General features: G+C 59.8%; 9 protein-coding genes and 1 pseudogene. All 10 read left to right on the top strand.

Annotation, left to right across the window (positions count from 1 at the left end):
* Positions 1–3,117, top strand: coding sequence for an efflux RND transporter permease subunit (locus AC2TC0_RS14005; RefSeq protein WP_484718143.1), 3,117 nt, complete (start codon positions 1–3; stop codon positions 3,115–3,117).
* A gap of 24 nt (positions 3,118–3,141) precedes the next feature.
* A complete protein-coding gene (locus AC2TC0_RS14000; protein ID WP_073977764.1) occupies positions 3,142–4,038 on the top strand; it encodes a hypothetical protein in 897 nt (298 codons plus the stop codon).
* Between the two features lie 136 nt (positions 4,039–4,174).
* Positions 4,175–4,546, top strand: a complete 372-nt coding sequence (locus tag AC2TC0_RS13995; protein WP_155646347.1) for a hypothetical protein — start codon at positions 4,175–4,177, stop codon at positions 4,544–4,546.
* A gap of 68 nt (positions 4,547–4,614) precedes the next feature.
* On the top strand, positions 4,615–4,872 hold the full coding sequence (locus tag AC2TC0_RS13990; protein ID WP_081095376.1) for a hypothetical protein: 258 nt from the start codon (positions 4,615–4,617) through the stop codon (positions 4,870–4,872).
* 72 nt (positions 4,873–4,944) lie between these two features.
* Positions 4,945–6,174, top strand: coding sequence for a TolC family protein (locus tag AC2TC0_RS13985; RefSeq protein WP_484718142.1), 1,230 nt, complete (start codon positions 4,945–4,947; stop codon positions 6,172–6,174).
* Positions 6,171–7,412, top strand: coding sequence for an efflux RND transporter periplasmic adaptor subunit (locus tag AC2TC0_RS13980; protein WP_484718141.1), 1,242 nt, complete (start codon positions 6,171–6,173; stop codon positions 7,410–7,412). Before AC2TC0_RS13985 ends, AC2TC0_RS13980 begins: the two co-directional genes overlap by 4 nt.
* Positions 7,409–10,531, top strand: a complete 3,123-nt coding sequence (locus tag AC2TC0_RS13975; RefSeq protein ID WP_484718140.1) for an efflux RND transporter permease subunit — start codon at positions 7,409–7,411, stop codon at positions 10,529–10,531. Before AC2TC0_RS13980 ends, AC2TC0_RS13975 begins: the two co-directional genes overlap by 4 nt.
* 1 nt (position 10,532) lies before the next feature.
* Positions 10,533–10,889, top strand: coding sequence for a copper-binding protein (locus AC2TC0_RS13970; protein ID WP_484718139.1), 357 nt, complete (start codon positions 10,533–10,535; stop codon positions 10,887–10,889).
* A gap of 274 nt (positions 10,890–11,163) precedes the next feature.
* Entirely contained in the window at positions 11,164–11,382 is a 219-nt protein-coding gene (locus AC2TC0_RS13965) for a hypothetical protein (protein ID WP_484718138.1), read from the top strand.
* A gap of 77 nt (positions 11,383–11,459) precedes the next feature.
* A pseudogene (locus AC2TC0_RS13960) lies at positions 11,460–12,110 on the top strand (lytic transglycosylase domain-containing protein); the annotation flags it as partial.
* Positions 12,111–12,137: the final 27 nt, after the last annotated feature.

Here is a 12,137-nt window from a genome sequence, read left to right as displayed (position 1 = left end):
ATGTTTGACGCCATCGTCGCCTTTTCGCTGCGCAACCGGATTCTCGTCCTATTTGCGGCGATCGCGCTTGTTGGGCTCGGCCTGTTATCGGCAAGCCGCTTGCCGGTGGATGTTCTGCCCAACCTCAATCGCCCGGTCGTTACGATCCTGACCGAGTCTCCCGGGCTCGCCCCGCCCGAGGTTGAAACGCTCGTAACGCGCCCGATTGAAACCTCAATGAGTGGCGTTCCCGGTGTTGAGCGTGTGCGTTCGGTATCTGGCATCGGGCTGTCGGTCGTCTATGTCGAGTTCGGCTGGAATGAGGATGTTTACCGCGCGCGCCAGCAAGTCGCCGAACGGCTAACCCTTGTTCGCGAACAAATTCCACCGAACACAGTGCCGCAAATGGGGCCGGTCACGTCCATCATGGGTGAGATCATGCTCGTCGCGATACCCTACGGCAAAGCCAGCCCGATGGAAGCGCGTGAAATTGCAGACTTTCAAGTGCGCCCACGCTTGCTCACAATTCCTGGCGTTGCGCAGGTGATCCCGATTGGCGGCGAAGTTCGGCAATACCGGGTTTCGCCCGATCCGGCAGCGATGGCAGCGCTTGGCATCACACTTGATCAGATTGACGGCGCGGTTCGCGAATTTGGCACCAACAGCGGTGGCGGGTTTGTCGACCAGTTTCAAAAGGAATATCTGATCCGGGGTGTTGCTCGGACAACGCGGATTGACGATTTGCGCGCGCTCGTCGTTGGCGAAAGCGGGGGCAATCCAGTGCGGCTTTCGCAGGTCGCAAGTGCCGATTTTGGTGCAGGCTTCCGGCGGGGGGATGCTGGCTATGGTGGCGCACCAGCAGTGGTTATCGCGGTGCAGAAACAGCCAACTGCTGATACGGTCGCTGTGACAACGCAAGTCGAGGCTGCGCTCAAGGAAATCAGCGCGACACTGCCAAACGGCATTCGCGCTGATAAGGTTCAATTTCGCCAAGCCAATTTTATTGAAACGTCGATTGGCACGCTCCAGCGGGTCTTGATTGAAGCCGCCGTCGTTGTCGCAATCATATTGTTTCTGTTTCTGCTCAACGTCCGCACGACGGCCATATCACTGATGTCGCTGCCAACATCGATCCTGATCACGACGATCATTTTTGAAGCATTCGGGCTTTCAATCAACACGATGACGCTGGGTGGACTTGCCATTGCCATAGGTGAATTGGTCGATGACGCGGTGGTTGACGTTGAGAATGTATATCGGCGATTGCGCGAAAATTCTGCGCTGGCTGAGCCCAAATCACCAATCGGAGTCATCGCTCATGCGACGGGTGAGGTGCGGTCGGGCATCGTCTATGCGACTGCAATCATCATCCTTGTATTCTTACCATTGTTTTTCCTTGGCGGCGTCGAAGGCCGCCTGTTTGCACCGCTTGGGCAAGCCTATATCGTTTCGATCCTCGCGAGCTTTGTCACTGCTGTAACGCTGACGCCAGTGCTTTGCTATTACCTACTGCCGAAGTTTGCGGCGCTCCATGAGACAAGTGAATCCGGGCTCGTTACTCGCCTCAAGAGAGTGAATGCAAAGGCGCTTGAATGGGGATTTGCACGCGTTCGGGGCGTGTTGGTTACCGCCGCGATTGTCAGTGTGCTGGCGATTGGCGGCGCGCTGCTATTGCCGCGTGCTTTCCTGCCGACGTTTAACGAAGGGAGCTTTGTCGTTGGCTATCAGCTTGAGCCAGGCATCTCGCTTGAGGCCTCAAGCCAATTGGCGGCAACTGCTGAAAAACTCCTGCTTCAGATACCACAGGTCGAGAGCGTCAGTCGCAGGACAGGCCGTGCCGAACTCGATGAACATGCCGAGGGCGTTCATTCAAGCGAGATTGATGTCGCGCTCAAGCCCGATGCTGAGGATCGGACTGCGGTTGCCGAGGCAATCCGGAGGAAGCTCGCTGTGCTTCCCGGCTCGGTATCGGTCGGTGCGCCGATTGGTCACCGGATCGATCACCTGCTTTCGGGGGTGCAAGCACAAATCGTTATCAAGATATTTGCTGAGGATCTGGACGGCGCACGCGGCAGTGCCGAGCAGCTTCGCGCGGCGATATCCGCAATTCCCGGCATCGTCGATTTGCGGATCGAAAAGCAGGTCCGCGTGCCGCAGCTTGATTTGCGGATAGATTACGATCGTGCGGGCAGCTACGGCATCACGCCGGCTGCGGTGTCCGATGCGATTGCGACGTTGTCCAATGGCAAGATCGTCAGCCGCGTGATCGACGGGCTAAAACGCTATGATGTTGTGCTGCGGTTGCCCGATGAAACACGCACAACGGCGGCGTTGGCCGATCTGCTCATTGAAACACCTAAAGGCCCGGTTCCTTTACGCAACTTGGCGGAAATCGTAGAGACCGACGGCCCCAATCAAATTCTGCGCGAAGGCGGCAAGCGCCGGATCGTCATATCGGCGAACGCGGCACCGGGCGCGAATTTAGGTAACATCGTCGCAGCCATCGAGGCAGAAACTGCAAAACTCAAGCTGCCTGCGGGCGGGTTTGTTCGCGTCGAAGGGCAGTTCGAGGCGCAGCGCGAAGCATCTTTGACAATCGGCGGTTTGTCGCTCGTGTCGTTCGGCATGATTTTCGTACTGCTCTTTACGCGATACCGCTCGGTCAAATTGGCTCTCATTATCATGGCAGGCGTCCCGATGGCGCTGGTGGGGTCGGTGATTGCACTTGGCCTTGCCGGGTTGCCGCTCTCGGTTGCCAGCATGATCGGATTTGTCACGCTCACCGGGATCGCATCGCGCAACGGCATTTTGAAGGTCAGCCACTATATAAACCTCGTTCTCCACGAAGGCGAAACATGGGGCGATGCGATGATCGTGCGCGGCACGCTGGAACGGCTGACGCCGGTGTTGATGACGGCGCTTGCGGCGGGTCTCGCGCTCACGCCGCTGCTGATCGGCGCGGACGAACCGGGTAAGGAAATCCTTCATCCGGTTGCGGTGACGATCTTTGGCGGGTTGCTGTCGGCGACACTGCTGGATGCCCTGATTACGCCGATCCTGTTTCGCTTGTTTGGCCGCGCTCCGCTCGAAAACATCATCGCCGAAGCCCGTCAATCGGGCAATTTGCAAGCCTATTAAGCCCAGCACAAAGGATATTTCTCCATGAAAAAGACATTGTTCCTGATCGCAGTCTCTGTCCTCGCACTCAGCGGTTGTGGCGAAAAGAAGCATGAGGATGGTCATACCGACGCCGATCACGCCGCAATTGCCGCCAAGGAAGGCGCTGGCGGTGATGAACATGCCGGAATGGAAATGGGAGGAGCCAGCCATCATCACGGTGCCGCAACGCTCAAGGTAGCATTGACTCCTGCTGGCACTTTCACGCCGGGTGAGCCGCAATCGGTGACGCTGACGTTGACCGACATCAAGACCGGGGCACCGATAGGCCCCGATCAACTGGCACTGGCCCACACCAAGAAGCTGCATTTGCTCATCATTGACGAAAGCCTGACCGACTACCAGCATATCCATCCGGTGGCTGGTCCCAAGGCTGGTGATTGGACGTTCAGCTTCACGCCGAAATTTGGTCGGACATACCGTGTATGGACTGATACAACGCGGGCGGACGGTGATCAGGAATACGTGTTTTCCGACATGGCTGCCGGGTCAGAAAAAGCGCCTGCGCCTGACCCAAAGCCGGTTGCAACCGCAGAAATGGGCGGGCTCAAATTCGCACTCTCGTTTGCTGGCCCGGTAAAGGCGGGTCAAGGCGTGATGGGTAGTGTTGCGATTGTCGAGGCGAAATCCGGCAAGCCTTTCACGCAGCTTCAACCGATCATGGGAGCATTCGGTCATGTCGTCGCGTTTTCGCGCGACTGGAGTTCAATCGAACACGTCCACCCGCAAGGCACCGAGCCTAAATCTGACAGCGAGCGTAGCGGGCCTGTTGTCGGCTTTCATATGGAACCCAAAAACAGCGGCGTTATGAAGATTTTCGTTCAGATCATGGCGAATGGCCGCGAGATAATTGTGCCATTCACGGTCAATGTCGGCGCGTGAGGGAGCAAAGGGCCGCAGAGAGCCATTTTTCAGGGTCGTGATGGCCGCGCGACGGCTGTATGATTAAAGGCCGTAACGAAAGACAGTTGCTCAGCGAATTGACCTTTGACGCTTCCAAGTTCAAATTAGGTTTCTGATGAAAACGCTGTTTCGCCATTTTCTGCTGCTGGGGGCCATATTCGGCCTCTTGTGGCAGGGCGTGGCTTATGCGTCGCCGCCTTGTGCGGATATGCAGCACGAACAAAGTGCAGCAACATCGCCAATGGCAGGCATGGCCGATTGCATGGATGCGATGAAGCAATCCCACAATAACACGCCGCCTTGCAAGGATATGAAGGCCGGCTGCTTCGCTATGGTGGGCTGTGCGTCCTTGGCGGCACTTGGCGTGGTTCCAATTACCGTCGCGCCCGCAATTAGCGGCTCTTTTTCTTATACATGGGCAACAAGTCCAGTTCTGAGCGGGCGCAACATAGCCCCGATACCCGACCCTCCCTCGATCCTTGGCTGAACCAACCGGCGTTCGGCGGCTTTGATGCTGTCGTGCGCGCAAAATTGATTCAACCAAGGATATTCAACATGAAAATTTTACTGACACTTGCTGCGACGCTTGCAGCGTTCACCTCTGTATCTGCTGCGTCGGCAGCCGAACGATCGGGCGGCCATTATGAATGGCAAAACCGTCCGGTTTACGGCCCCAACAAGGCCAATCTGCCTTCGCGCGTCCGCGTGTGGGTCAAGGACGCTTCCACCGTCGCTAATTGCGATTGTGCGATGATGCACGACGAGGCGACGAAGGCTGCGTGCATGGACATGCCGGGCCACGCCAAAGGCTGACAATGGATGTCCCTGGCTGGCGCGAAGCGCTGGTCGGGGACGACCTTGTTATCGTTCCGTTTGGGGGGGTGCATGAAATACTTGATCACTTTAATGGCTTTGCTCGTGCTGCCTGCGCAGCTTGCCGCCGAGCCGCTGACATTTGACGCGGCGCTTGAACGCGCAAAGAGCGCCGCGCCGAGTCTGAAAGGGCGTGCTGCCGGTGTGCAAGCCGCGCAATCGGCGGCGATAGCGGCCGACCGGCTGCCTGACCCAACGCTCGATCTTGGTATCCGCGACTTTCCGGTGACCGGGCCGGATGCGGGTAGCTTCAACCGCGATAATTTTACGATGACAACGATTGGCGTCAGCCAGCAATTTATCAATCCCGCCAAACGTCACGCTCGCGCCGCGCGGGCAGGCGCTGACATTGGCATCGCGGAAGCCGAAGTTGAAGTTGAGGCGCGCAATGTCATGCTCGAAACCGCGCTCGCATGGATTGATCTCTATTATGGCGAGCGGCGTCTGGCGCAATTGAAGCTACTCGATGAAAGCTTGGGCAGTCTTCAGGCAACCGTGACAGCACGGTTGGCATCTGGCAGCGCGCGGCCTTCGCAGGCATTCGAGCCTGAACAGTTGCAGGCGCAAGTGAGCGACCGCCGCAGCGCCCTGATGGCTGAGATTGCAAAAGCCCGCGCAAGACTGGCGCGCTTTACCGGCGATCCCGACGTCTCGGTTGCAGGCAACCCGCCAGAGTTCGCAATAAACCGGGCGCAATTACTGGCGAACGTCGGCAGTCTTCCCAGCCTGAGGGCGCTCGATGCGCAAACGGCGGCGATGGATGCCGAAACCCGGCTTGCCCGTGCCGACAAGCAACCCGACTGGAAGGTGACCGCTTCCTACGGACGGCGCGAACCGCGTTTTGGCGATCTCGTCTCGGTCGGCGTCTCGATTGACCTGCCATTATTCGGAGGCAAGCGCCAGAACCCCAAAATTGAGGCGCGCGCGAGCGAGGCCGAACGCGCGCGGTTGGAGCGCATGGCAGGCGAGCGCGAAGTTCTCGCCGCTCTGGAAAGCGACCTGGCCGAACATACGATGCACCAGGCAAGGCTCGAAAATGCGCGCGAGAATTTGGTGCCGCTGGCACGGCGGCGGGCGAAACTCGATTTTGACAGCTACGGCGCCGGCACGGTCGATCTTGGCACTGCGTTGCTGGCGACGCTCAGTGTTGCAGAAGCCGAAGTCGATTTGCTCGACCGCGAAGCCGAGGTCGCGCGCGATGCCGTCCGTATCAACATGATTTATTCAGGAGGGCAGCCATGACGGATGCAACACAGAATGCGGCTCGCTGGCGTGCCGGAATATTGGCTGCGACAATGATTGCAGGCGGCGGCGGATATTATCTCGGGCAAAGCGGTGGGGATAAAGCACCCGCAACCGCTACAAGCGCCGATGGCCGCAAAGTCCTCTATTATTACGACCCGATGTTTCCGCAGCAGAAATTCGACAAGCCCGGCAAATCGCCGTTCATGGATATGCAGCTTGAACCCAAATATGCCGATGGTGGCGGCGGCGCATCCGGCGCTGTGGCAGGAGTCAGCATCGACCCGTCCGCAATGCAGAATCTGGGCATCCGGGTGGTCGAGGCCAAAATGGGCAACTTGGCTGCGACGCTCAACGTCACCGGCAGCGTCGATTTCAACCAGCGCGACGTGGCGATCATTCAGACCCGTTCGGGCGGGTTCGTAAGCCGCGTCTATGCGCGCGCTCCCGGCGATGTCGTGCGTGCCGGTGCGCCAATTGCTGACGTCCAGCTCCCCGAATGGGGCGGCGCGCAGACCGAGTTTTTGAGCGTCAAGCGTCTGGGGCGACCAGACCTGACCGCCGCCGCACGTCAGCGGCTGCGGCTGATGGGCATGTCCAACGGCCTGATTGCGAGTGTCGAGCGAAGCGGCAAGACCAACGGCACGATTACCATCACTTCGCCGATTTCAGGCGCCATCCAGACTCTCGATGCGCGCGCTGGTGTGACGCTGGCGATGGGGCAAACGCTCGCGCAGGTAACAGGGCTTGGCACGGTCTGGCTCAACGCCGCTGTTCCTGAAGCACAGGCTGGCGCGGTGCGGATCGGGCAAAGTGCGAGCGCAACGCTCACCGCTTTTCCGGGCGAGACATTTGGCGGACGGATCATTGCTATCCTGCCAACCGCGCAAGCCGATAGCCGCACCCTCACCGTGCGGATCGAATTGGCCAATCGTGGTGGTCGGTTGCGCCCCGGCATGTTTGCCCAAGTTGCACTTGGCGGCGATACCCGCGCGGCGTTGCTGGTCCCCAGCGAAGCGGTGATCCGCACAGGCACGCGGACGATTGTGATGCTGGCAATGGGTGATGGCCGCTATCATCCCGCAGAAGTGCGCGCGGGCCGCGAAGGCGGCGGGCAGACCGAGATGCTGGAAGGCTTGTCTGCCGGGGAAAAAGTCGTCGCATCGGGGCAATTCCTGCTCGATTCCGAAGCCAGCCTGACCGGCATTGCCGTCCGTTCACTCGGCGGTGGCAAATGATCGAAGCCATCATTCGCTGGTCGGTCAAGGCGCGCGGGCTGGTCGTGGTCGCGGCGCTGGTGCTGACCATCATCGGCATCGGCGCAATCCGCACGACTCCGGTGGATGCCTTGCCCGATCTCTCCGATGTGCAGGTCATCATCCGCACGACCTATCCGGGCCAAGCACCGCAGATTGTCGAGAACCAGGTCACTTACCCGCTAACGACGACGATGCTGTCCGTTCCCGGCGCGCGCGTCGTGCGCGGCTATTCGTTCGTGGGCGACAGTTTCGTCTATGTGCTGTTCGACGATGGCACCGATCTTTATTGGGCGCGCAGCCGGGTGCTGGAATATCTCAGTCAGGTTCAAGGCCGTCTGCCAGCGGGTGCCACTGCTTCACTCGGCCCCGATGCAACTGGCGTCGGCTGGATTTACGAATATGCGCTGGTGGACAAGACCGGGCGGCACGATCTGGCGCAGCTCCGCAGCATTCAGGATTGGTTCCTGCGCTACGAACTCAAATCCGTCCCCGGCGTGGCCGAAGTCGCCAGCATCGGCGGCATGGTCAAACAGTATCAGGTCGTGGTCGATCCGCAGAAGCTCGCCTCTTACGGCGTGACGGCAGGCGACGTCTCGGACGCCCTCAAGCGGGCCAATCAGGAAACCGGCGGTGCGGTCGTCGAAATGGCCGAAGCAGAATATGTCGTGCGCGCCACCGGCTATCTGAAAACGCTCGATGACTTTCGCGCGGTTCCGGTGCGGAGTGCAGCGGGCGGCGTTCCCGTCACCGTGGGCGATGTAGCTACCGTTCAAATTGGCCCCGATATGCGGCGCGGCATTGCCGAACTCAACGGTCAGGGCGAAGTCGCAGGCGGTGTCATCGTCATGCGGCAGGGCAAGAATGCCCGCGAGGTGATCGAAGGCGTCCGCACCAAGCTGGCCGAACTGAAAGCGGGGCTACCCAGGGGTGTCGAGATTGTGACGGCCTATGACCGTTCGGGCCTGATCGACCGTGCGGTCGAAAACCTCACCTCCAAGCTGCTCGAAGAATTTGCGATTGTAGCCCTCGTCTGCGGATTGTTCCTCTGGCACGCACGCTCGGCGTTGGTCGCGATCCTGACGCTGCCGCTCGGTATCCTGATCGCCTTCATCGTCATGCGCGTTCAGGGCCTTAACGCCAATATCCTCTCATTGGGCGGCATCGCCATCGCCATCGGTGCGATGGTCGATGCGGCGGTGGTGATGATCGAGAATGCCCACAAGCATCTCGAACGCTGGGCGCACGATAACCCCGATCTGGAACTGAAAGGCGAAGTGCGTTGGCGGGTCATAACCGATGCTGCCGCAGAGGTCGGCCCGGCGCTGTTCCTCAGCCTGCTCATCATCACTTTTTCGTTCATCCCGATCTTTTCGCTGCAAGGGCAGGAAGGGCGGCTGTTCGCACCGCTCGCTTTCACCAAGACTTATGCGATGGCCGCCGCCGCGCTGCTGTCGATTACCCTGGTGCCGGTGCTAATGGGCTGGCTGATCCGGGGAAAAATCCCCGCCGAAGGCAGCAACCCGATCAATCGTTTCCTTACCCGCATCTACCGTCCCGCGCTCGATTGGGTGTTGGCCAAGCCCAAGCAAGCCTTGCTCATCGCCGGGCTGGTCTTCGCATCGAGCCTGTGGCCGATCAGCCAGAGCGGCGGCGAGTTCATGCCGCAGATGAACGAAGGCGATTTGCTCTACATGCCCTCGGCCCTGCCGGGAATTTCCACGGCCAAGGCGTCGATGCTGCTCCAGCAAACCGACCGCCTCATTAAGACCGTGCCAGAGGTCGAAAGCGTGTTCGGCAAGGCGGGCCGCGCCGATACCGCGACCGACCCGGCTCCGCTCGAAATGTTCGAGACCACTATCCGGTTCAAGCCAAAGAGCGAATGGCGCAGCGGAATGACCCAGGACAAGCTGATCGAAGAACTTGATCGCACAGTCAAAGTCCCCGGCCTCGCCAATTTCTGGATTCCGCCGATCCGCAACCGCATCGACATGCTGGCGACGGGAATCAAAAGCCCGATCGGGGTGAAGGTATCGGGCGCGAATCTCGACGAGATCGACCGCGTGGCGCGCGAAATCGAGGGCGTGGCAAAGACCGTTCCCGGAATCAGCTCCGCGCTCGCCGAACGGCTGACGGGTGGGCGCTATATCGACGTCAGTATCAACCGGGCCGCCGCCGCGCGCTACGGCATGAATGTCGATGATGTGCAGGCCGTGGTGTCAGGCGCGATTGGGGGTGAGGCCATCGGTCAAACGGTTGAAGGGCTGGCGCGCTATCCGATCAACGTCCGCTACCCCCGAGAAATCCGCGACAGTCTGGATGAACTTGTCAACCTGCCGGTGCTGACCCCTTCGCGCGCGCAAATTACGCTGGGAACGGTCGCCGATGTCCGCATCGCCAATGGCCCGCCGATGCTGCGTAGCGAGAATGGCCGCCCTGCCACATGGGTCTATGTCGATGGCCGGGGACGCGCCCTGACCGAAATCGTTGGCGATCTGCAACGCGCCGTTGCTGAAAAGGTCAAACTGCCGCCCGGCATCAGCGTGGCTTACACCGGCCAGTTCGAGTTCCTCGAACGCGCGACGCAGCGGTTGAAAATCGTCGTGCCTGCCACGCTGCTGATAATCTTCGCGCTGCTCTATGCGACGTTCCGACGCTGGGACGAAGCCGCGCTCATCATGGCGACACTGCCGTTCGCGCTGACTGGTGGGGTGTGGCTGCTCTACCTGCTCGGTTACAACCAGTCGGTCGCAACCGGCGTTGGATTTATCGCGCTTGCGGGGGTTGCCGCTGAATTTGGCGTCGTCATGCTGATCTACCTCAAACATGCGCTGGCGGAACACGAACCCGAAGATGTCGAAGCCGCCGTCCGCGAAGGCGCGCTGCTGCGCGTCCGCCCCAAGGCGATGACGGTCGCGGTGATTCTCGCGGGGTTATTTCCAATCCTGATCGGCACCGGCACCGGCTCTGAAGTGATGAGCCGGATTGCTGCACCCATGATCGGCGGGATGCTCACTGCGCCCTTGCTCTCGATGCTCATCATTCCCGCCGCCTATCTGCTGATGCGGCGGCACAACCAAGTTCAACCTAAGGAGACGTGAAATGAAGAAGACAGCTTTGATGGCCGCGATGATTATCTTACCGCTGGGTCTGGCAGCCTGCGAAAAGAAAACCGAGGTGCCCAAAGCGGAGGCATCTGGCGATTCAATGGGCGGTATGACGATGCCCGCTGACGCGAAGATGGGCAAAGGCACCGGAACCGTCACTGCAATCGACGCAGCCGCCGGGAAAATCACGCTCGATCACGAAGCGATCTCCTCTGTCGGTTGGCCCGCCATGAAAATGGGCTTTTCGGCAAAGCCCGATTTGCTAAAGGGCTTAGCAATCGGCGACAAGGTGGATTTCGACCTGACCGTGACCGGCAGCGCCGGGGAAGTGACGGCCATCCGGAAGCGCTGATTTCTAGCGCAGAATCAGGCCGTCGTCCGAAGCAAATGCCTATAATTTGGGAAGCCGCCGGACGACGGTTGAGGATTGGATGATGGCTGTATCGGTCGATGCGAATGGCACGAAGCGATCAACCACAGTTTCAAGTGCTTGCACGTCGCAAGCCACCATTTTCGCCAGAAAGCAGTCTTCGCCGGTAACGTGATCCGCTGAGCGCGAGTGGCGTCTGATTGGGCCGCGTGGCGAGCAGAATTCTCCTTTGGAACTTGAGGAAATCGTATTTGGTATGCGTTGCCCGCCGACGGTGATGTACGCGGTGATCCAGACGCTCGAAAAGCGCGACCGCCCAGTGCGCTTCTTCGAGATCAGAGAGCAATGGGGCCGTTTCCTGCTTGCGAAGCGCTCGGTTGATGTGAACGAGTTGCAGGCAACGCTGCCACGCCGACAGCGTTCGCTCGATGGTGCCTTTGACGAACTTGATGATCTCGACGCCGATCGGCCATAGGCTAACGTTGCCAATATTGGGGCGGCTATTGCACCATGGTAGCGTTCGAGATACTTTGACTGCGCGGTTCCCAAGCCATGCCGAAAGGTGTGGTTATGAAATTCTACCTCAGCGCAGCGCTCATCGCGCTTAGCACCCAAGCGGCAGGCCAAGAGGCCAAGCTTGAAGACTTCTCTAGCAGCACACACTCCGAATTCTCGCTCCTGGTGCCCGGAGTGGCTGTCAAACCCCCGGCTGGGCAGCCGGAGGCCAAGCAGTCCGTTCCCGGGAGTGAAGCGACTGCCTTTGCGGAGGAGACGATCACCCCTGTCAGTTCGACGCCCCCATTGTTCTACATCCCGTCCTGGATGAAACACGGAAGCTCTTCCTTCATTCCCGTGCCGGCGAATGCATCGAGACTCGGGCTAGATCCCGATTGCGTCTCTGGAGGATACTTCCCGCGCTATGACCTGTCCGAGGTGGCACAATCGCGGCGCCGTCTCTATTTCCGCTACGTCGCTGCAGCCGCTTGCGAAGCCGGCGTTCCTGTGCGGCTGTTTGACGCGCTCGTTGCTCATGAAAGCCGCTACCAGCCCTTTGCGCGCAGTCCTGCCGGGGCGATGGGCATGGCACAGCTGATGCCGGGGACCGCAAGCTATCTTGGCGTTTCAGATCCTTGGGACCCTGTCGAAAACCTCCGCGGGGGAGCGCGTTACCTGCGTGAGCAGCTCGATCGCTATGGCTCGTGGCATCTTGGGGTCGGTACACAGAACGGA

It is taken from the genome of Sphingopyxis sp. sgz302558 (genome assembly GCF_057220455.1).
Note: the sequence above shows the minus strand (reverse complement) of the source record. Positions and strands in the feature narration are given on the sequence as shown.